Raw genomic sequence first — 20,913 nt, forward strand, 5'->3', positions numbered from 1 at the left:
AGGTGAATAAAGTAAGAAGAGTATCATGATGAGGAGCTGAGGTGTTTGATTGTACTAGATTCACCTTGAAAGACAACATATTTTTTATGGTTGTTTGTTTTCGCTTCATACATAGCCTGGTCGGCTTTATCCATTATGGTTTCTAAATCTTCATGACCATATTTAAAATGATAAACACCGATGCTGAGGTTGATATTCAAAGGTATATCTTCTATCGTAATCGATTTGTTGAAGGGCTCCGTGATTTTTTGACACATCATACGAATATCATCGTCTAGATAGGTAGACGTTTGGTGGAGAATGACAAACTCATCCCCGCTAAGTCTGTATAGGTGATTCTCCTTACCGATGGCTTTCCTAATTGAATCAGCTACATGGCGCAAAACATTATCTCCCATTAGATGACCATATGTATCATTGATTGATTTAAAGTCGTTCATATCCAGGAAGTAAAAAGCGTATGACGTCCCGATGATTCTTTCTCGATTATGAAAGAATTGTTGAAGGGAAAGTCTATTTGGTAGTTTCGTCAATTCATCTCGCTGCATGGTTTGCTGTGTTTTCTCCAGATCTTCGAGGGTCATGTTCACACTCTGCTTCAACTCAGCCAGTACACCGGAACTTTTCAGTCTGGATCTCGCGCTCAAATCCCCGTTTCGGACAGATCTCAGCACGCACTGGAAGTGTTTGATGAACCTTTTTACAAACATGGAAAATATGAGATAATTACCAAGACCCAACACAATACCAGCTAATACGAAGCCGAAGGAAAACCAAGGCATCGCCTGTTCAGGTACTGTAATCCAAAGAGGGAGAACGAGAGAGAATAACATGCCGATAATAATGCCAAGTCCAATATAAAAAGCCATCATAACGAATAGATAATTCAGTTTCATAGGGCACGACCTTTCAAATAGCATCGAACAATTCTTCAGTGATCTATATGTCCCCTTATTTTATAGTGATAAAACTTTTCTTCTACAATTATCTTGACCCACACAGACCTCCACAAAACTTCTCATAAGTGGAGGTCCGTTGAATGTTATAGAAGGACTGAGGCATGATTGTTCACGTATTCCAGAATAATAAAAAACGTCAAAGGAGGAGCCGATTTTGATGAACCTGTTGTTAGGAGTGGGAGTGGTTTTCTTTGTTATTTTTCTCATTGCAGTAGGGAGTGCTATAAAAAAATAAAAAAGTACTTTACTTTAACGCTGCGTCAACCTTTATTCTTTATACATAGAGGAGGAATGACAGTTGATGCAAATGAAAGAAATTGCCAGTCTAGTACATACGACACCGAGGACCATTCGTTTTTATGAAGAAAAAGGATTAATTTCCCCTTACAAATCCGCCAATCATTATCGACAGTTTGATGAAGGTCATGTTGAAAAGTTACGCGTTATCTTAGCGCTTCGAGAAGTAGGGATGTCTACATCCCAGATCAGAGAAACCTTAGAAGATCAGCATGCAATCGATCACCACTTGAATCGTCAGCGTTCAGTTTTGTACAGTGAGTGGTTGGAAATGAAAGATATGATTACGACTATTGACGAAATGGTGAAGAGTTGTGACAAAGCAAGTCATTCACTTTATGAAAAAGCAAGTATTTTGAAGGACCTGAAGAAGAAGAGGAAGCGGTGGCACGACCGTTGGAATTTTGATAGCCAGGCTGATTCATATGATCGCGATTTAAAAACAGAGGGATATGGTTTCAATATCCATGCTCATTACGAAGAAGTACTGGCGGAAGCGGTTCGATTGATCGATGCGGGAATGGGAGAAGTAGGGGCTGATATAGGGATTGGTACAGGAAATTTAGGCTCACAGTTTTTGTCTAAAGGAGTATCGGTGATTGGTGTCGATCAATCCAACGAGATGTTGCAAAAGTGTTCAGAGAAATTCCCTTCTATTGATGTGAGGAACGGACATTTCCTCGCGCTCCCCTTAATGGATCAATCAGTGGATTTTATTACAACAAGTTACGCCCTTCACCATGTTGAGGAGGAAGAGAAACAACTTGCTGTTGAAGAAATGGATCGTGTGTTAGCTCACAGAGGACGCATCGTGATTGCGGACTTGATGTTTGAGAATGAAGCGGATCGAAAGCGTGTGTTGGAAAAGCTTGCTTCTGAGGGGAATTTGGAAGCCGTAAGGGCAATTGAAGATGAGTGGTACGCCAATCGCTCCCAACTTATTCATGCTTTAGAGCAACTTGGCTACATAGTAAGCGTCCATCAATACAGTGATATTCTACATCTTGTCTACGCTGAGAAAGAGTGATAATTCCGATTAGATTAGCATAAAATAAACTATCTTTGCTAACGAGGAGAAGGCGCGTATGATCCATAAGCCATTTCGGAATTTGTTTGGCAACAAAAGCTGGGAACTTGTATTCTCAACCCATGATTTGATCCATTACTATAAAAGGGTTGGGGCTTTGAAAAATGAAGGCATAGAAATCAAAACCAAGACGCTCAGTTGTGTCGGTGGAAAAGAAGGAGCTACTGGACTCGCCTGCATTTATCAAGTGTACGTTAGAAGACCAGTCATTCATCAAGCGTATGAAACACTGGAATTATAATTTTTAAGACAGCTCTCAAACAGAGGGCTGTTTTTTTGATCACATTCGTAAATTTTTTGCTATCAATGATGCTTCTTTTACGAATTCTAATGAAAAATGAGCTGGAGAATTCTGAATTTTATATTGAAATCATATGCAAATTGGTGTTTGATTATAATTGTGACATGATTTTACATAAAAGGGATGGTTATGAATGAATCCAATCACTAAAAACATACGCACATCGCTTGAAACAGAACGCTGCTTGTTGCGTGCGCCCCAGTCGGGGGACGGGGAACAAATCAACAAGGCTATTAAACGATCCCTAGCTGAATTAAGTCCTTGGCTTGCTTTTGCTCGTCAGCATCCCTCAGTAGAAGATACAGAAACGAATACGCGTCAGGCTGCTTCTAAGTTTATTACACGAGAAAATCTCCGGTATTTGATTTTTTCAAAAGAGACAGGCGCTTTTATTGGGTCCACAGGATTTCATGAAATCGACTGGTCCGTACCGAAGCTGGAAATTGGGTACTGGATTGACACGAAGCACAGTGGGAATGGATATATGCTCGAGGCGGTAGAAGCGCTGACTACTTTTGCCTTTGAAGAATTGGACATGGTAAGAATCGAAATTCAATGTGAATCAGAGAATGTTCGAAGTCGGGCGATACCAGAGAAACTAGGTTTTCAAATGGAGGGAATCATGCGAAACGATGACCGTTCCGTGGATGGTAAGCGTTTGACGGATACGTGCATTTATTCAAAGGTGAAAGTAGACAAGTTCTAGTACATGATTCTTTCGAGTTCAGCTTAATATATCTATGGAAAGAGTGTGGCTATGTTGCAAAAAAATCATATAGCCAAATCGCTATAGATTCTCTATCGTACTGAATCGATTTTAAAGGAGATTATATCAATGAACACTATCATATATTTCGTACGCCATGCTCACTCTACCTACACAGAAAAAGAGCGTAGTCGACCACTATCTGAACACGGGAAAAGAGACGCTGAGAAAGTAAAAGACTTGTTAGCCAACAAGAACATCCATCATGTTCTTTCAAGTCCTTATCTCCGCTCCATACAAACCGTTGAGCCTCTAGCCAATGAGATCGGTAAAGAAGTGCATGTAATAGAAGACTTCAAAGAAAGGAAGCTGATCGAAGGGAGTGCAAAGAATTTCTCAGAAGCGATAGAACGCGTTTGGAGCGATGAAGCGTTCTCTTGGCCGGGAGGAGAGTCCAATCAAGTGGCTCGCCAAAGAGGTGCAAACGCTTTGAATGACGTTTTGAAAAAGCATGAAGGGGAGCGTGTCGTGATAGGAACTCATGGAAATATCATGACCTTAACGATGGGCGCGCTGGACTCCAGGTTTGATTACGAATTCTGGAAACAGCTACGGATGCCAGAGGTGATCGCCTTAACGTTCGACCAGTCTACCTTGTTGACGGTGGATCGTATCGTCGATGAGGAAGCCCAGAGCACCTTCACCTAATGCGAAGGAGAAATGGTAGAGTTTCGGATACGGTCCGGAACTCTTATTTAATGCAGGTGTTTGGAATTAGGGCTTGTCGATTGTGGGGGTTCGTCATAGAATTGAGATAGTCAGAGGATTTCACTCGATCCACTGTACGTCAGAAATCTTTCTCTATTAATCGGCTGTCTATTGCACTCCAAAATGAAAGGGGTTACATAACTGTGAATACGAAATACTTAGACTTACTTGCACAGAAGTATAATAGTGAAGAAAAAGTGGTCACGGAAATCATCAATCTGAAAGCTATACTTAACCTTCCAAAGGGAACGGAACATTTCGTCAGTGATCTGCACGGTGAATACAGAGCTTTTCAGCATGTCCTGAGAAATGGATCAGGCAAAGTGAAAGAAAAAATCACTGACTTGTTTCAGGATGAGTTGAGTGAGCAGGAAATCAACGAGTTTGCAACACTTGTCTACTATCCAGAAGAGAAAATAAAATTAATAAAAAATGCTTTTGACAATGAAACCCAATTAGAACATTGGTATATCCAGATGATTGAGCGGATGTTGAAGCTCATTTCCTACGCATCCTCTAAATATACGCGTTCAAAATTACGAAAGGCGTTACCTTCTCAGTTTGTATATGTAATTGAAGAACTATTGTACAAAACGGCCGATCCCGCCAACAAGGAGTCCTACTATTCGAAGATTGTCCAACAGATTATCTCCCTCGGTCAGGCGGACAAGCTCATGATCGGCCTTTCTTACACGACTCAAAAGTTAGTTGTTGATCACCTTCATGTCGTTGGCGATATTTACGATCGTGGTCCTGAACCTGATCGAATTATGGAAACTCTCATCAACTATCATTCTGTAGATATTCAGTGGGGGAATCATGATGTTTTATGGATTGGTGCTTATGCCGGATCGAAGGTTTGTCTGGCGAACATCATTCGTATTTGTGCGAGGTATGCGAATTTGGAGATCATCGAGGATGTTTACGGAATCAACCTTAGGCCGTTACTCAACCTTGCCGAGAAGTACTATGAGGACAATCCATCTTTTCGACCAAAGGTGCAGGCGGATGAGCGGCCTTCTAAGCATGAAGAACTTCAAATAACGAAAATCCATCAAGCGATTGCTATGATTCAGTTCAAACTTGAAAGTCCAATCATTAAGCGGCGTCCGTACTTCAATATGTCCGAGCGTTTACTACTTGAAAATATTGATTACGATCGAGAAGAAATTACGATCAACGGGGAAACCTATCCTTTGGACAACCCTTGCTTTGCAACGATTAACCCTGACCAACCCGATCAATTGCTGGAAGAAGAACAGCAGGTAATAGATAAGTTGCTATTTTCTGTTCAACATTCGGAAAAGCTATCAAGACATATGAATTTTCTTATGAAAAAGGGAAGTCTTTATTTGAAATACAATGGCAATCTACTGATTCACGGTTGTATTCCGCTGGATGAAGAGGGCCATATGGAAAAGATGACGATCGAGAACAAAACATATGGCGGTCGCGATTTACTTGATATCTTTGAGTATTATTTACGTGATGCGTTTGCCAACCCAGACAAGACAGATGACCTTGCGATGGATATGGCCTGGTATCTTTGGACAGGAGAATATTCATCCCTCTTTGGAAAGAGAAAGATGACGACGTTTGAAAGGTATTTCATCAAAGACAAGAATACACACAAAGAGAAGAAGAATCCTTATTACTTCTTACGTGAGAACGAAGAGACTTGTCGTGAAATCCTTAAAGAATTCGACCTTCTTCCTGATCAAGGCCATATCATTAATGGTCATACACCCGTAAAAGAGATAGAAGGGGAAAATCCAATTAAAGCGAGTGGGAAAATGATCGTCATTGATGGCGGGTTCTCGAAAGCTTATCAGTCCACGACGGGAATTGCGGGATATACCTTGTTATTTAATTCTTATGGGATGCAGCTCGTTGCTCATAAGCAATTCCATTCTAAAGAGGACGTTCTGGCTAATGGAACCGATGTTTTATCAGTGAAGAGACTGGTAGATAAGGAACTGGAACGAAAGAAAGTGCTCGAGACGAATATCGGAGAAGAGCTTCTGCAGGAAATTTACATCCTCAATCAATTGATGGAGTACCGCTATATGAAATGAGAATATGTTTGCAATAAAAAAGACCAGAGCGTGCATCGCTCTGGTCTTTTTAGTTCTCTACATCGTTACGACTCAACTAATGTTTCAGAGGTATGTTTATTGTGATCAAGGGTTAGATTCACTTCTTTGAATTTATTCTTAATCACAGACGTATCGGCAAAATAGTCGTGAATTCCTTGATGCCGCTTCGTAAAAGCGACGACAATGTAAGGTAGTCCCCCAATCGCCATGCTGATATAACGTCCGATGCATTCACGAAAAATGATTTGACTAGTGGACATCGAGTTTCCTTCCAATGATTGGACAGATAGACCGAGAATCATTTTTCCAAGAGTGGCTTGAAAGTACTTCGTCATTAAAATGAAGTAAAGGAAAAAGATGAGCAGCGTAAGCAAGTTCGATACACTGAAGAAATCAATCCAAAGTTTGGCATCCTGTAAACCAGCTAGTCTGATCAGTGGCCTTGTGACAATCGAATTGATTCCCCATACGACGATCAAATCAATTAAATAGGCAAAAAAACGGATCCAAAAGCCTGCATATAGCAATCGTTGGAGGTCATCTTTTTGTTTTTTCGTCAAAGTTTGTGGCTCTGTGATTTGCAATCGATTCTCCTCCTTATTCACTATACATATACATCAAGGTCGGTCCTTGACGTTGACTAATTAATTCTTCTATGAAACGGATGTCGCTGTTCGGTAGAAAACTTTTGGCGAATGGAAGGTTGGCAAATAGATCACCGACACTGTTTCTGTATTCGAATACTTCAGGATTTCCACCGACTTCTTCTTTCAATGCCATCAGCGCGTCATCCTTAAATCCAATTTCATCAATCAGTCCATTCTCTAATGCTTGGCTTCCGGAGTAAATACGCCCGTCAGCAAGTTCGCGCACACGACTTTCACTCATGTCTCGACCTTCTGCAATAACATCGACAAATTGCTGATAAGACTCATCCACTAACTCCTGAACAATGTCACGTTCTGCATCAGACATTGGTTTTGTAGGACTCAGGATGTCTTTGAATTCGCCACTTGTGAATGTATTCCATTTCACGCCATATTCGTTTGCTAATTCCTGATAGTTCATACTTTGGATGATCACACCCAACGAACCTGTGAACGTTTCTTTAGAAGCGAATATGCGATCAGCAGGTGCGGAAACGTAGTAGCCTCCTGATGCCGCAGTCCCTCCCATTGAAACGTAGATTGTTTTACCAGCTTCTTTAATTTCTTTCAGCTGATCGTGTATTTGGGCACTCTCATAGACTCCACCACCAGGAGAGTTTACATAAAGAAGGACGGCCTTTACAGAATTGTCTTCTTTAATCGCTTCTAATTTCTTAATCATTTGCTCATGTTGATATCCTCCACTATTGAAGGGGTTTGACCCTGAGTTAGGAGAACTCATAATGGCTCCTTCAATATTGATTCGTGCAATTCGGTTCGTGTTTGAACCGTTTTCCATAATTCGTTCATCTGGGTTATCATTGGCCGTCATCATTTGTGTAGAGTTGTTCATTTGATCACCGATGAAAGACCCGACAAAGTTGAATACGATGCCCAAGACAAGTACGGCAATCGCGATCAAACTTGCGACAATTCGTTTAGTCATGTTCTTACCCCTTTCCAAATAAGCCTCTTGTATTTGTATGTAGGCTATTCTTTTTATACGTGTAGCTTCTGTAAAAGGTTTCGAATTCAATCATAATTTTTCCCCTCTTCAAGAGAAATGACATGATAAAAGAGGTTTTTTATTTTTTGAATATTTAAATAAAACACTTCCCTCTTAGGGTTATTTCCATTACAATGACAGAATATGGAGGTGGCATTAATGAAGGCTGTTCTATTTGACTTAGACGGAACCCTGTTAGACAGGGACCGGACACTGTTATATTTTCTCGAAAATCAGTACAATCGATTCTTTCAGAACGGACAAGAAAAGCGAAGGTTTATGAAGCGATTTATAGAATTGGATCGTGGAGGGTACACTCCGAAATCAGAAGTTTACCCTCTATTAGCGGAAGAGTTCAATTTCTATAACCAAGAGGATCTATTAGAGGACTATAATGAAAACCTTCAAGAGTATTGTCAGCCTTTCACAGGTCTACTTCCTATGCTTGAGAAACTAAAAAGTCATTACAAGCTCGGGATTATTACAAATGGTCGTGAAACGATGCAGGCTTCCATGATTCATAAATTAGGGATCAGCCGTTATTTTGATAGCATTGTCATATCGGAAACGGAAGGGATAAAAAAACCGGATCCTGCTTTATTTCACTTAGCCTGTGAGCGTCTACAAGTCGCCCCGCATGAAGCGGTGTTCGTAGGGGACCATCCTGAGAATGATATAGCTGCTGCTCAATTTGTCGGGATGAGGGGATTTTGGATCATGAATGAGCGATACGATTGTGCTCATGCAGATGAATACATAACAGACCTGGATCACTTGCCTTTTGCCATCCACGCAGAAGGGAGAGTCACTCAATGAATCAACTTTTGGATAAGGTAGCTCAAGGGTTGTTGTTGACAGCATTTCTTTTTGGAATATTGATGATTTTCACAAGTTGGGATGTGTACGCTTTTCTTTTTGTGTTTTTGTCATTATACATGATTGTACAGGGCGCCCTGCAGTACAATGAGAACCCTCGTTCCATTTGGAATTATGTGTTTCTAGGTGGAGGTGGTCTGATGCTTGGCCTTGGTTTGAGCAGCATACTTGTTTAGAGTCTAACTACCATTTCGGTTAGGCTTTTTCTTTGTCCATTATACGCAATAACTTGAAGGGGCTTTCAGAACTGGTTCAAAATACATAATAAATTGGATTTAAATTCAAATAAAAACAGTCTATTAAATTTATACAATTTATACTGTATAAATCGATGTGAAAAAACACCTAAAAATCTCTTTAGAATCATGAATAAAGACCTAAATAATTTCTCAAATCAGACAAGGCAGACTTTTGTTGAAATATGTAGGACTATGTATAATCGATTTTGTGCTTGTCACGAAAACATCAGACGAAATTACTTAGGAGGTCATTTTTTTGAGACACACGAAAACGATTCTACTTAGCCTTATGCTCCTTATGAGCACGTTACTTGTTGCTTGTGGAGGCGCGAGTGAAGAGACAGACGCCGCTGAGGGTTCTACATCAACAGCGAAGAAACAAGAAATCAACTTAGTTGAGACAGCGGAGATTCCTTCTATGGATTCTTCTATGACAATAGATGCGATTGCTTCACAGTGGTTAGGTTCTACGAAAGACGGTCTTTATCGTCTTGGGAACGATGGACAACCTGAACCAGGTATGGCGAGAAGTCATGAAGTAAGTGAAGATGGACTTACATACACATTCGACCTGCGCGAAGGGGCGAAATGGTCAAATGGTGATGAGGTAACAGCCAAGGACTTTGTTTTTGCATGGAGACGTGCTGTAAACCCTGCAACAGGGTCAGAATACGGTCCCTATATGATGAACGGAGTCATCAAAAACGCAGAAGCTGTTTCGAAAGGCGAGATGGAGCTAGATCAACTCGGTGTAGTGGCAGTTGATGACTATACACTAGAAGTGACGTTAGAAAAACCGACACCTTACTTCAAATCAATGACAGCATTCGGAACCTTCTTACCACAAAATCAATCGTTCGTTGAAGAACAAGGAGATAAGTATGCGCTGGACGCCGAAACCCTTCTTTCAAACGGACCATTCATTATGACAGAATGGAACCACGGTGCAGGATGGACTGTGGAGAAGAATGAAGACTACTGGGATGCAGACAATGTAAAGCTTGAAAAAATCAACGTAAAAGTCGTCAAAGATGTAGCAGCAGGGGTCAACCTTTATCAGACGGATGCGGTCGATCGCGTGAACCTTTCTTCTGAATTCGTTGATGAATACCGTTCTTCTGAAGATTTCCATGTCGCAAAAGCACCAACGACATTCTTCATTAAAATGAACCAAGAAAACGAGATCCTTTCAAATGCGAAAGCACGTAAAGCGATTCAACATGTCATCGACCGTCAAAGTATGGTCAATGTCATTTTAAACAATGGTTCTGTCGTTGCTGACGGAATGATGCCTAGTGATTTTGTTAAACATCCAGAAACAGGAGAAGATTTCACGGAACTGAATGACGATTTAGTTGAACAGAATGTAGAAGAAGCTCAAAAGCTTTGGAGTGAAGCAAAACAAGAATTGGGCATTGAGACAGCGGAACTACGTTTCCTTGGTGGAGATACAGAAGTTTCGAAGAACCTGGATGCCTATTTGAAAGCGCAACTGGAGCAGTTGGAGGGACTGACGATCCAACTTGAAAGTGTACCTTTCAAAGTTCGTCTAGAGCGGGATAAGAACATGGATTATGACTTAGAGAATTATGGGTGGGGACCAGACTATCTTGATCCGAACACATTCTTGAACCTTTGGGTAACAGATGGTGGAAGTAATAAGACGGGTTACTCTAGTGAAGAGTACGATAGTCTGATCAGCCAAGCAGGTGATGAACTGGCTCAGCAACCAGTGAAACGTTTTGAAGCCTTCTTAGAGGCTGAGCGTTTATTGATTGAAGAAGACGCTGTGCTTGCTCCTCTTTACCAGCGAGCTCATGCTCAGCTATGGGATCCTTCCGTCAAAAATGTAACACCGAACGCGATGGGGCCTGATTATACGTACAAATATGCTTATGTTGAATAATGAAGTCTTCACGCTTGGGCCTAAAAGGGGCTCAAGCGTTTTTTTGTACGTGTACGCAGATGTTATAAATCTTGTCAGGAGGAAGGAGAAAACAAAAGAGCTGTCGAAAGACGCGTAGAGGAGTGAAAATATGAGAAACCGACAAGACTCTATTTTTATGGATAGTGATAGATTTACATACGAATCTGTTGCGATACAAAGGGAAATGGATCAATTGATTGTAGAAATAAATAAACATTCCCTATCACCTGTGAAGATGACAGATTGGCTGAATCAATCTTCAGAATTGAGGAAGCGCGTATCACAATTAACATCCTTGATTGCTGTTCTCAGATCTACCAACGACAGTCAATCTTATGAGATCTACGGGTCAGCTTGCAAGCAATCGTTCAATCATTTGTTATATCTACTTCAAACGAAAGTGGCAGCAGCTGAGGAATCGACCTTTAGAGACTTACTTAAACACGAAGGGACTCGTCACTATGCTTATATCCTGCAAAGATGGCACGATCAGCGGGTACTCCATCAAAGAGAGCAGGAGTTGATCAAGGATTTATCGAGTGATGGTCTTGATGCTTGGGGGAACTTTTACCAAAAAGTTGTCGCTCGTATGAAGTTTTGTGTAAACGATCAAGAATTTTCTTATGCACAAGCCCTCAGTTTCCGCTCAAGTTCAGACGCTCATTTAAGGAAACGTTCTTTCTATGCGTTAGAAGAGGGATGGAGGGAACAAGAGGATATTATAGCGCAGATATACAACCGTATTACCGGTTATTCGATTAAAAAGAACAACCAAACGGGCTATTCTACTCGCTTAGAAGAATCCTTAGATCAAAACCGCATCAAACGGGAAACGATAGAGGCAATGTGGCAAGCCGTAGATTCGTACATACCCCTGTTCCGAGACTATTTAAATGAAAAAGCTGATCTATTAGGTAAGGAGCGACTGCCTTACTATGATTTCTGGGCTCCTTTGAGTACAAGTAAAAGGAATTATACGTATTCAGAAGGTGTATCTTTCGTCCTTCGCCACTTTGGAAGGGCCAATTCATCCTTGAAAACATTTGCGGAGCTCGCAGTGAAAGAAAGCTGGATTGATGAGCAAGACCGCGAAGAAAAGAGGTCATATGCTTTTTGTGCTGGCTTTCCCATGACGAATGAATCCCGAATCAGTATGACATATAAGGGCACTATGTCAGATGTTCTAGTGTTAGCCCATGAACTTGGCCACGCCTTTCATAATCATCAGTTAAGCGGCGTTGAGGGGTTAAACCAAATGTATCCGCTGACACTAGCAGAGACTAGTTCGACCTTCGCTGAATTGTCGGTCCTAGAAGGTGCCATGGACGAGGCGCATAGTGAAGAAGAACAATTGTATTTGTTAGATGAGAAGTTGAAAAGAAGTGTGATGAACTTTATGAATATACGGTCCCGTTTTCTATTTGAACACTCATTCGAAAAAGAAAGAAGGGCGGGAGTTGTGTCGGTGGAGCGTACGAATGTGTTAATGAAAGAAGCGTGGGAACGGTCATATCAAGGATCGGTAGTAGATCCACCAGCACAGTTTTGGACAGGAATTCCACATTTCTACCTGCCCCATGCCCCTTATTATAATTATCCTTATACATTCGGTTATCTTTTCGCACTATCCTTAATGGCGAAACGCAGAGAAAAGGGAGAGTCGTTTGAGGATGACTATGAATTACTCCTAAGGAACTCCGGTTGTATGTCCGTAGAAGACATCGCGCATACCTATTTACATGAAGACATTACAGAGCCGGGATTCTGGATTAAGGGGTTAGAGCTATGTGCATCTGACGTAAGAAAATTCATAGCATTATCTACAACACAGAAGGAGGTTTACAAATGAATGAACTAGATAAGGCACTACACATAAAGAAGATGGGACAAGTAGAAGAAGCGCTGCCTTTATTCAAGAGTTTGATTGATTCTGACGCTACAAACGCAGAGCTGCATCATCACTGTGGACAATGTCACGATGCCCTTGGATTAGAACAGGAAGCGGTCGCCTATTATGAAAATGCCATTAGCCTAGACGTACGTGAAGATTTGCTTCCTGATACGTATGTATGTTTGGCTAGTTCGTTTAATGTATTGAATCGCCATGACCGAGCACTTGAGACTATCGAAGAGGGCGTGCGTCAATTTCCCGACTATGCACCACTCAAGGTGTTTCATTCACTCATCTTGTTTTCAGCCGATCAACAAGCGGATGCGCTGAGAACTTCATTATTGACCTTGCTCCATACAACACACGATGCAAACATCAAGAAATATGAACGCGCGATCAACCATTATGCGGAACACCTGCAATAAGGATTTGTTGATTCGTTTCACTACCTGTACAATCAACAGTATCATGTTAGGAAATAGGTGTTGTTATGAAGGAAGCAATCATTATTGGAGCCGGGATCTTAGGTGCATCGACAGCTTATCATTTGTCAAAAAAAGGCGTGAAGGTCAAGATTGTTGACAGGCAGGATGCTGGCCAGGCAACGAAAGCTGGGGCAGGTATTGTCTGTCCATGGTTAACCAACCGTTCGAATCGTTCATGGTATGACCTCGTGCTGAAAGGGGCGAAGTTCTACCCTGAATTGATTCGTGATCTAAAGGAAGAAGGCGAGACAGAAACAGGATACCGTCAAGTCGGGGCAATTAACATTTTTGACACAGAAGAGAAGCTGGATAAGAAAATGGAACTTGCACGTAAGAGAAAAGAAGAGGCGCCGGAAATGGGTACACTGAGCAAACTATCACCTAAGGAGACGAAAGAGCAGTTTCCGGTGTTAGACGAAACCTACCGGGCTTTATACATTAGTGGTGGCGCGAGAGTGAATGGAGAGGCGATCAATCAAGCATTACTCAGGGCAGCTATGAGATATGGAGCATGCTTTGTGAAAGGGGAGGCTTTGGCTCATACGAATGAAGGCCGCGTCGTCGGGGTGACCATCAGAGGTGAGATTCACTACGCTGAGCAAATCGTCGTAACAAACGGAGCCTGGTCGAATGAATTATTCAAGACACTAGGGTTGAGATCTAATGTAACGTTTGAAAAGGCGCAAATTGTTCACCTTAAGCTTTCTGATGCGAATACAAATGACTGGCCGGTGTTGCTCCCACCGTTTGGTCACTATCAATTAGGATTTCCGGATGGTCGGGTCGTGATTGGGGCAACAAAGGAAAAAGGAACAGAATTCGATACCAGAGTGACGATGTCGGCCGTTCATGAACTGCTCGAAAAGGCTTTGACCGTTTCTCCGGGCTTATCACGAGCATCATATGTTGGAACACGAGTGGGTTTTCGTCCATTCACAAAAGGTTCACTACCTGCCATAGGCCAGGTGCCCGGTCATGATAACGTATGGCTTGCCAATGGGCTAGGGGCCTCTGGACTGACAAGCGGTCCTTTTGTGGGAGCTGAACTTGCCAAGGCGATCCTGAAAGAGCGCACTCAAATACAATTAGAAAAATACTCGTTAGATCGAGTGTTTCATTAAGGCGGAAAGGTAATCTAGACCATCGCCCCACAAGTAACCATTACCATAGTGGTTCTTCTTCATTTGAGAGGGATAGGGTCATAGGACTGATCCCTATTGCTGAGAAAAATAATACAAGCGCTAATAGAGCAGCATAAATGAGAGGAATATTAAATAAGACTGTAATCGGGATGATGAGCACGGGAATCATCGTAATCAACGAGGTTCTTCGCATGGATGAAGTGGATTGATACTGTTTTTTACGGCAGTTCGGACACTGCATCGCCCTTGTGAGGCGTATAGACTTCTTCACACAGGTCCACCAGCTCCATTCAAAACCGCAGTTTTCACATTTTGTCATAAGAAACCCTCCTACACTTCTTTTACGTATGCAACTTTCCAAAAGTTTCAAAATATTTATATACGATCATACAAAAAGCCAGAAGAGCACTCTTCTGGCTTTAAAATATATTACGCTTCTTGTGCATGTCGTTCTGTTTCTACGTTCTCCACTGGTGCATCTTCTTCAGGTGGCTTCGTTTTTTTCACAAAACCAGCTAAAATCAGACCCACGAGCGAAAGACCAGAAACGACCATGAAGGCGATATTTACCCCGTGAATCCCTGGGTATTCAATGGTAGGCGTATTGATCGCATTCTTTTCCGTCGTCGTCATGACCGTGACTAAAATGGCAGTACCTACAGAAGCGGCAACCATGCGCATCGTGTTGCTCATGGCAGCACCGTGAGGGATAAGCTTCTTCGGTAATTGGTTGAGTCCAGCGGTCGTTACAGGCATCATTACCATAGATAAACCGAACATCCGGACAGCATAAAGAATGGTAATCGTCCAGAACGTTGTTTCGATACTTAAGAAAGAAAACGCTACGGATGCCCCAGTGATGATGGTGAGTCCAATAGTCGAAAGCAAACGAGCGCCGATCTTATCGAAAATCCGTCCTGTAATCGGAGACATAAAAGCAACGATGACTGCACCAGGTAGTAAGGCGAGACCTGATTCATAAGCCGAAAACCCGCGCATGTTTTGCATATATAAAGGGATGAGTGTTTCCGCTCCAATTAAACCGAGGAAGGCAATCATCGCAATAACGGTCGAAATAGCGAAAATTGGATATTTGAAAACGCGAAACTCTAACATCGGGTGCTCCATCCTCAATTGGCGTAAAATGAAGACGAAGAGGGTAATCGCACCGAGAGCCAAGACTGAAATGGTCACAGGACTGCTCCATCCGGAATTACCCGCAACGGTGAATCCATAAAGAAGACTACCAAACCCGATTGAAGATAAGACAATGGATAGAGGATCTACTTTTGGATTAGACAGCTCTGTTACGTTTTTTAATACGAAATAGGCAAGTGCGATAATCATAAGCGCTAGTGGGAACACAATCCAAAACAGCAAGCGCCATGAGTAATTCGCCGTCACCCAACCAGATAAGGCAGGACCAATCGCAGGAGCGAAGGAAATGACGAGGCCGATATATCCCATAGCAGCCCCACGTTTGTTAACTGGAAAAATCATGAGAAAAACAGTCTGCATAAGTGGGAGCATAACACCAGCACCTGCTGATTGAACGACTCGTCCTAATAGAAGAATATTGAAATTCGACGCTAATCCACCAATAACAGTCCCTACAGTGAAAATACTCATAGCAGCTATAAATAATTGCCTTGTTGTAAATCTCTCTATTAAAAACGCACTTACGGGTATCATAACACCGTTTACGAGCATGAATACCGTCGTAAGCCACTGGGCTGTATTCGCAGAAATACTCATTTCCTCCATGATAGGTGGAATGGCCGTAATCATGAGTGTTTGGTTAAGGATCGTTATAAAAGAACCTGCAAGCAAAAGGGCAGCCATCAGAATTTTATTATAGCCGTTTGAAGCCATCAAAAAGCCTCCTACTATGATTCAAGAGTATAATAATCAATTAGACTATTATACTCTTGAATCATAGTAGGAGGCAATAGTTATTTCGATACACGAAAAACAAGGAGACTATATAATTATTATGTAAACTAAAGTTGAGAGACGACAAATAAACCTACTGTAGTGTAGTAGGTTTATTCCTAGGAGAACAAGTCGACATTTCAGTAGACTAATCCAGAAGTTATAAGTAGGTGAGAGGTGAAAAATGGTCGCGTAACGTCATGACCGTTTTATGCACTCTTATGGACAACAGATTTCTGACTGATCCCTTTTAACAATATCATTTTATCCTGAACTGTCAGTTTGCACCAAATACCTGCTTGAATTTTCATTCTTTTCTCCTCCTAAGAATGGTTTGATGTACAGGCCATGACGAACGGACGAAGTATTTCTGTTCTTACATAGCATATACCGTCTTTTCTTGAAAGGTAAACATGAATTCATCAACAGGATTCGCCTTCATATGCATAACACGTGATCTTTGAGTCTTACTTTGTCGAATAGAATAGAATAACTCTAAATTAGAAGGGGGAATACCTAAGTAATTGTCCTCTTTTGTCGAAAAAATTTTAACGTTCATTCTACATTTTTTTGAGATTATGGTTTATTCATTCATTTTTGAATTTTATATAACTAAGAACTTTCCGATGATACACTTAATAAATGATAAGATGAATATAGTGTGTAAAAGAAACCGAAAGGGGAGTCATTCGATGAGTTATTCATTCATAGATGGTCATAACGACACGATTTTGCGTGTAGAGGATACAACAGAGTTATTAAAAGGAAATGAACACACACACATCGATCTTCCGAGAGCCAAAAAGTCGATGATGAAGGCTGGATTTTTTGCCATGTTCAGCCCGAGCCCTGAAGGCATGCCGCCTTTTGAAGAGTGTAAAACGGATAATGGCTATGAATTCCCACTACCAGATCCGCTCCCGATCGAAAGCAGTCAGCCAACGACTCACCGCTTATTCTCACGGCTAATAAAGGCAGAGCGAGAATCGGATGGCGGTGTGAAGCTCATTCGATCGGTTGAAGACCTAGAAGATTGCTTGCATACCGATCAATTCGGTGCCATTGCACATATAGAAGGGGCAGAGTCCATTGATGCTGAACTCAATGCGCTGGACGTCTATTATGAAGCAGGCCTCCGTTCACTGGGAATAGTATGGAGCAGACAGAATCTATTCGGTACAGGAGTTCCTTATCACTTCCCTTCTTCCCCTGATATTGGGGAAGGACTCACAGACCTTGGTAAAGCTCTCGTAAAGAAATGCAATGAGTTAGGAATCATGTTAGATTTGTCTCATTTGAATGAAAAAGGGTTTTGGGATGTGGCCAAATACTCGAGCGCTCCGCTCGTAGCGACCCATTCAAACGTCCATTCGCTATGTCCGATCTCTCGTAATCTGACGGACCAACAAATCGATGCAATCGGAAATTCAAACGGTGTGGTAGGCATTACGTATGTCGTCAATATGCTAAGGGAAGATGGGGGAATTGATGCCGATATACCACTCACATCGATCACTAAGCACATCCATTACGTCATTGACCGGATTGGAATTGACCATGTGGTATTAGGTTCTGATTTTGATGGCGCAACGATTCCTGAAGCGATGAAGGATATCACGGGGGTTCCGCTGCTACTCGAGCAATTACGTCAAGAAGGACTATCAGAAGAGGATATAAGTAAAATTACATACCGCAACTGGATTCGTGTATTACAGTCTACTTGGAAGTAAATACAAACGCCTCCTCATTTAATGAGGAGGCGTTTTGCATCATAATCATAAGGTTAACGGTGTTTATCGTAGGTAACAGCTCTAGTCAGCGACTGAATGCGATTGTAAGTTTGTTCTGTTAATTCAGTGGAGTTCAGAAATGTCAAGTTGTCCTCTATTTGTTCAAGAGAACTTGCACCAAATACGGCAGATGCAACAGCAGGGTGATGAAGTACATATTGTAGGGCTAATGCTGTAGGTGTTCGTTCTTCGCTGCTGAACTCCTGCCATTTCTTAGTCAAATCAAGCATTTCTTCATGACTGTAAGAAAGGAAACCGTTGTCTGCTTTTTGTCTGGCTACACCACTTCCTTTAGAAGAAAGCATGCCCTTCGCAAGCGGCCCACGGGCAAGTAGGCTGATATTGTGGTCATGTAAAAGGTCGAGCACTTCTTCTTCTGGCCTACGATCCAGCGCATTGTACTGGCTCATGACACTGACGATGTTCGAGCGGTCTACGTATTCGCGAATGACATTTGGTCGAATCGACGATATGCCGTATTCTCGAATGTAGCCTTCTGATTTTAATTCTTCGAAAGCTTCGATCGATTTATCGATAGGGTCCTCTATGGTACCGCCATGCAATTGATATAAGTCGATGTAATCCGTACCTAACCGGTGAAGGCTGTCTTTGACACCGCTTTTGATATGTTCTTTTGATGGGTCCCACGTCCAACTTTCCTCACCAGGCGTGAAGTTATTGCCGACCTTAGTCCCAATCACCAAATCTTCCCTCCGCCCTTGGATCGCTTCTCCTACAATTTGTTCATTCTTACCAAAGTCATAGAGGTCCGCCGTGTCTAAGTAATTGATGCCGGCATCCAGTGCACGGTCTATCATCGATTTTGCATCCTCTTTATCTGTTCCTAGTGACATGCATCCTAAGCTGATTTCTGATACGTATAAATCTGAATTTCCTAGTTGTCGCTTCTTCATATGATCACCCTTTCTTCTTGATAAGCATACCGAATCATTCCTGTATTCATCCACTCCTATGGTAAAATAGCGTTACATAAATAAAGGAAGGATGCGAATAAATGAAAAAATTTGAAGAGAAAACCTACCATACTGAAACCATCTATACAGGTAAAATTGTTCAGCTTGATATCGATAGTGTTACTTTACCCGACGGGAATACATCTAAACGAGAGTTAATCAAGCATCCAGGGGCAGTGGCTGTCATTGCACTGACAGATGAAGGTAAACTTGTGTTAGTAGAACAATATCGAAAACCTATGGAAAAAAGCATGGTCGAGATTCCAGCAGGTAAACTAGAACCAAATGAATCTCCTGAATCCTGTGCACTGCGAGAACTAGAAGAGGAGACGGGATATACGTCAGATCATCTCGAAAAAGTAACATCGTTCTACACATCTCCGGGCTTTGCTGATGAGATCGTACACCTATACTTCACGGATCAATTGAAGAAGTTAGAAGAGGGACCGGCTGGTGATGAGGATGAGTTTGTAGAATTGTTGGAACTTACATTAGAAGAAGCTGAACAGATGGAGAAGGACGAAAGGATTCATGATGCGAAAACAGCATATGCACTCCTCTATTGGAAACTACGAGGTGCGAAGTGAAGTCCCTTTTCGCAGATTTACATATTCATGTAGGTCGTGACTGGAATGATCGCCCCGTCAAAATTACGGGGGCCAGATCATTGACCGTTACAAATATCGTGAAGGAAGCAAGTCGCAGAAAAGGGTTGGGGATGGTAGGGGTAGTCGATGCCCAAGCCCCTTCCGTTCAAGATGAAATAGCATCATTGATTGAAGAGGGTAAAGCGAAGGAGCTTGAAGGTGGTGGCATTCAATTTGAGCACACCGTCCTGATACTAGGGTCAGAAATCGAAATTTATGACGCCAGTTGCAGCGGTCCCCTTCATGTTCTATGTTATTTTCCATACTTAGATGATATGAGAGCATTCAGCACTTGGTTGTCTAGGAAAATGAAAAATATCAACCTCAGCACTCAGCGTTTTTACGGAACTGGAAGAGAGCTTCAGCAATACGTAAGGGAGCATGGAGGCTTGTTTATCCCCGCTCACATGTTCACCCCGTTTAAAAGTTTGTATGGCAAAGGTGTACAACACTCATTGAAAGAAGTGCTCGATCCTGATCAAATTGATGCTGTGGAACTAGGATTGAGCGCCGATACCATGATGGCGGATCAACTACTTGAACTGCAGCCTTTCACTTATGTAACGAACTCAGATGCCCATTCTCTTGGAAATCTTGCTCGTGAGTACCAGCAACTTAAGTTGGAAAGAGCCAGTTTCGAAGAATTGCGTTTAGCTCTTCAAGAAGATAAAGGAAGAAAGCTGATCAAAAATTATGGTCTAGACCCTCGAATGGGAAAGTATCACAAGACGGTTTGTGCCAAATGTCTTCATGAAGCTGTGACGACGAAAGAACCATGCTCATTCTGTGGATCCAAAAAGATCATCAACGGCGTATTTGATCGTATTCGTGAATTACATGAAGGGTCAACGCAAAATCGTTTGCGTCCACCCTACGTTCATCAAGTGCTCTTATCAGCTATTCCGGGGATTGGACATCGAACGTATGAACGACTATTGGAGACATTCGAGTCAGAGATGATGGTCATTCATGAAGTTCCGGAGTGTGATTTACGGAAGGTCTTGCCCGAAAAAACGCTTATGTTCCTCCTCCAAATGCGAAGAGGGGAATTATCAGTCGAAGCAGGTGGGGGTGGGAAATACGGGAAAATAAAAGCGTAGATATAGGATAGGACCCTTCCCGGTTCAAATGAAGATGATTCCG

General features: G+C 42.0%; 20 protein-coding genes. 14 read left to right on the plus strand and 6 right to left on the minus strand.

The features are described 5' to 3' along the window. Nucleotides 1-23: 23 nt before the first annotated feature. Entirely contained in the window at nt 24-896 is an 873-nt protein-coding gene (locus H0266_RS02590; RefSeq protein ID WP_181470814.1) for a GGDEF domain-containing protein, read from the minus strand. A 364-nt stretch (nt 897-1,260) separates the two neighbouring features. Here H0266_RS02590 and H0266_RS02595 point away from each other — a divergent pair, with 364 nt between their 5' ends. From H0266_RS02595 to H0266_RS02615, 5 genes are all read left to right on the plus strand, one after another. Beyond that, nucleotides 1,261-2,283: a MerR family transcriptional regulator gene (locus H0266_RS02595; RefSeq protein WP_181470815.1), complete on the plus strand. Its 1,023-nt coding sequence runs from the start codon at nt 1,261-1,263 to the stop codon at nt 2,281-2,283. A gap of 58 nt (nt 2,284-2,341) precedes the next feature. Then, nucleotides 2,342-2,584, plus strand: coding sequence for a hypothetical protein (locus tag H0266_RS02600; protein WP_181470816.1), 243 nt, complete (start codon nt 2,342-2,344; stop codon nt 2,582-2,584). 193 nt (nt 2,585-2,777) lie between these two features. After that, nucleotides 2,778-3,350, plus strand: coding sequence for a GNAT family N-acetyltransferase (locus H0266_RS02605; RefSeq protein ID WP_181470817.1), 573 nt, complete (start codon nt 2,778-2,780; stop codon nt 3,348-3,350). A gap of 129 nt (nt 3,351-3,479) precedes the next feature. Next, complete coding sequence (locus H0266_RS02610; protein WP_181470818.1) at nt 3,480-4,058, plus strand: histidine phosphatase family protein; 579 nt, start codon at nt 3,480-3,482, stop codon at nt 4,056-4,058. A 203-nt stretch (nt 4,059-4,261) separates the two neighbouring features. After that, nucleotides 4,262-6,193 (plus strand): fructose-bisphosphatase class III, encoded by a 1,932-nt coding sequence (locus tag H0266_RS02615; protein ID WP_181470819.1) that lies wholly within the window; start codon nt 4,262-4,264, stop codon nt 6,191-6,193. A 65-nt stretch (nt 6,194-6,258) separates the two neighbouring features. On the opposite strand, the gene H0266_RS02620 is transcribed toward H0266_RS02615, so the two are convergent. Together H0266_RS02620 and sppA are read right to left on the minus strand one after the other, a co-directional pair. After that, a complete protein-coding gene (locus tag H0266_RS02620; protein WP_220127088.1) occupies nt 6,259-6,798 on the minus strand; it encodes an RDD family protein in 540 nt (179 codons plus the stop codon). Nucleotides 6,799-6,811: 13 nt separating this feature from the next. Next, nucleotides 6,812-7,807 (minus strand): signal peptide peptidase SppA, encoded by a 996-nt coding sequence (gene sppA, locus H0266_RS02625; RefSeq protein ID WP_181470821.1) that lies wholly within the window; start codon nt 7,805-7,807, stop codon nt 6,812-6,814. Between the two features lie 219 nt (nt 7,808-8,026). Between sppA and H0266_RS02630 the strand changes: the two genes are divergently transcribed. The 6 genes from H0266_RS02630 to H0266_RS02655 all read left to right on the plus strand — a co-directional run bounded on the left by H0266_RS02630 (nt 8,027) and on the right by H0266_RS02655 (nt 14,406). Continuing rightward, nucleotides 8,027-8,683 (plus strand): HAD family hydrolase, encoded by a 657-nt coding sequence (locus H0266_RS02630; protein WP_181470822.1) that lies wholly within the window; start codon nt 8,027-8,029, stop codon nt 8,681-8,683. Beyond that, nucleotides 8,680-8,919 carry a hypothetical protein gene (locus H0266_RS02635; protein ID WP_181470823.1) on the plus strand — a complete coding sequence of 80 codons (240 nt, stop codon included), beginning with the start codon at nt 8,680-8,682 and terminating at the stop codon, nt 8,917-8,919. Before H0266_RS02630 ends, H0266_RS02635 begins: the two co-directional genes overlap by 4 nt. A 352-nt stretch (nt 8,920-9,271) precedes the next feature. Then, nucleotides 9,272-10,888 (plus strand): peptide ABC transporter substrate-binding protein, encoded by a 1,617-nt coding sequence (locus H0266_RS02640; RefSeq protein WP_425484289.1) that lies wholly within the window; start codon nt 9,272-9,274, stop codon nt 10,886-10,888. A gap of 130 nt (nt 10,889-11,018) precedes the next feature. Beyond that, nucleotides 11,019-12,758, plus strand: a complete 1,740-nt coding sequence (locus tag H0266_RS02645) for a M3 family metallopeptidase (RefSeq protein ID WP_181470825.1) — start codon at nt 11,019-11,021, stop codon at nt 12,756-12,758. Next, on the plus strand, nt 12,755-13,225 hold the full coding sequence (locus H0266_RS02650; protein WP_181470826.1) for a tetratricopeptide repeat protein: 471 nt from the start codon (nt 12,755-12,757) through the stop codon (nt 13,223-13,225). Before H0266_RS02645 ends, H0266_RS02650 begins: the two co-directional genes overlap by 4 nt. Before the next feature lie 65 nt (nt 13,226-13,290). Next, on the plus strand, nt 13,291-14,406 hold the full coding sequence (locus H0266_RS02655; protein WP_181470827.1) for an NAD(P)/FAD-dependent oxidoreductase: 1,116 nt from the start codon (nt 13,291-13,293) through the stop codon (nt 14,404-14,406). A gap of 40 nt (nt 14,407-14,446) precedes the next feature. On the opposite strand, the gene H0266_RS02660 is transcribed toward H0266_RS02655, so the two are convergent. Both H0266_RS02660 and H0266_RS02665 read right to left on the minus strand, forming a co-directional pair. Then, nucleotides 14,447-14,746 carry a TIGR04104 family putative zinc finger protein gene (locus H0266_RS02660; RefSeq protein ID WP_181470828.1) on the minus strand — a complete coding sequence of 100 codons (300 nt, stop codon included), beginning with the start codon at nt 14,744-14,746 and terminating at the stop codon, nt 14,447-14,449. 110 nt (nt 14,747-14,856) lie between these two features. Next, nucleotides 14,857-16,299 carry a DHA2 family efflux MFS transporter permease subunit gene (locus H0266_RS02665; protein WP_181470829.1) on the minus strand — a complete coding sequence of 481 codons (1,443 nt, stop codon included), beginning with the start codon at nt 16,297-16,299 and terminating at the stop codon, nt 14,857-14,859. 752 nt (nt 16,300-17,051) lie between these two features. On the opposite strand from H0266_RS02665, the gene H0266_RS02670 reads away from it, so the two are divergent. Then, entirely contained in the window at nt 17,052-18,089 is a 1,038-nt protein-coding gene (locus tag H0266_RS02670; protein WP_181470830.1) for a dipeptidase, read from the plus strand. 53 nt (nt 18,090-18,142) lie between these two features. Here H0266_RS02670 and H0266_RS02675 read toward each other — a convergent pair whose 3' ends face one another. Beyond that, nucleotides 18,143-19,063, minus strand: coding sequence for an aldo/keto reductase (locus H0266_RS02675; protein ID WP_181470831.1), 921 nt, complete (start codon nt 19,061-19,063; stop codon nt 18,143-18,145). Between the two features lie 101 nt (nt 19,064-19,164). Here H0266_RS02675 and H0266_RS02680 point away from each other — a divergent pair, with 101 nt between their 5' ends. Both H0266_RS02680 and H0266_RS02685 read left to right on the plus strand, forming a co-directional pair. After that, on the plus strand, nt 19,165-19,710 hold the full coding sequence (locus tag H0266_RS02680) for an NUDIX hydrolase (protein WP_181470832.1): 546 nt from the start codon (nt 19,165-19,167) through the stop codon (nt 19,708-19,710). Further along, nucleotides 19,707-20,870 (plus strand): endonuclease Q family protein, encoded by a 1,164-nt coding sequence (locus tag H0266_RS02685; protein WP_181470833.1) that lies wholly within the window; start codon nt 19,707-19,709, stop codon nt 20,868-20,870. Before H0266_RS02680 ends, H0266_RS02685 begins: the two co-directional genes overlap by 4 nt. The last annotated feature ends 43 nt before the right edge of the window (nt 20,871-20,913 follow it).

It is taken from the genome of Halobacillus locisalis (genome assembly GCF_013694105.1).
GTDB lineage: Bacteria > Bacillota > Bacilli > Bacillales > Halobacillaceae > Halobacillus > Halobacillus locisalis.

Excerpts from the sequence above, each read along its gene's own strand:
- H0266_RS02630 (WP_181470822.1), top strand. The coding sequence starts at position 8,027 with ATGAAGGCTGTTCTATTTGACTTAGACGGAACCCTGTTAGACAGGGAC.
- H0266_RS02635 (WP_181470823.1), top strand. The coding sequence starts at position 8,680 with ATGAATCAACTTTTGGATAAGGTAGCTCAAGGGTTGTTGTTGACAGCA.
- H0266_RS02675 (WP_181470831.1), bottom strand. The coding sequence starts at position 19,063 with ATGAAGAAGCGACAACTAGGAAATTCAGATTTATACGTATCAGAAATC.
- H0266_RS02660 (WP_181470828.1), bottom strand. The coding sequence starts at position 14,746 with ATGACAAAATGTGAAAACTGCGGTTTTGAATGGAGCTGGTGGACCTGT.
- H0266_RS02650 (WP_181470826.1), top strand. The coding sequence starts at position 12,755 with ATGAATGAACTAGATAAGGCACTACACATAAAGAAGATGGGACAAGTA.
- H0266_RS02590 (WP_181470814.1), bottom strand. The coding sequence starts at position 896 with ATGAAACTGAATTATCTATTCGTTATGATGGCTTTTTATATTGGACTT.
- H0266_RS02670 (WP_181470830.1), top strand. The coding sequence starts at position 17,052 with ATGAGTTATTCATTCATAGATGGTCATAACGACACGATTTTGCGTGTA.
- H0266_RS02680 (WP_181470832.1), top strand. The coding sequence starts at position 19,165 with ATGAAAAAATTTGAAGAGAAAACCTACCATACTGAAACCATCTATACA.
- H0266_RS02595 (WP_181470815.1), top strand. The coding sequence starts at position 1,261 with ATGCAAATGAAAGAAATTGCCAGTCTAGTACATACGACACCGAGGACC.
- H0266_RS02665 (WP_181470829.1), bottom strand. The coding sequence starts at position 16,299 with ATGGCTTCAAACGGCTATAATAAAATTCTGATGGCTGCCCTTTTGCTT.
- sppA (WP_181470821.1), bottom strand. The coding sequence starts at position 7,807 with ATGACTAAACGAATTGTCGCAAGTTTGATCGCGATTGCCGTACTTGTC.
- H0266_RS02610 (WP_181470818.1), top strand. The coding sequence starts at position 3,480 with ATGAACACTATCATATATTTCGTACGCCATGCTCACTCTACCTACACA.
- H0266_RS02605 (WP_181470817.1), top strand. The coding sequence starts at position 2,778 with ATGAATCCAATCACTAAAAACATACGCACATCGCTTGAAACAGAACGC.
- H0266_RS02640 (WP_425484289.1), top strand. The coding sequence starts at position 9,272 with ATGCTCCTTATGAGCACGTTACTTGTTGCTTGTGGAGGCGCGAGTGAA.
- H0266_RS02655 (WP_181470827.1), top strand. The coding sequence starts at position 13,291 with ATGAAGGAAGCAATCATTATTGGAGCCGGGATCTTAGGTGCATCGACA.
- H0266_RS02600 (WP_181470816.1), top strand. The coding sequence starts at position 2,342 with ATGATCCATAAGCCATTTCGGAATTTGTTTGGCAACAAAAGCTGGGAA.
- H0266_RS02645 (WP_181470825.1), top strand. The coding sequence starts at position 11,019 with ATGAGAAACCGACAAGACTCTATTTTTATGGATAGTGATAGATTTACA.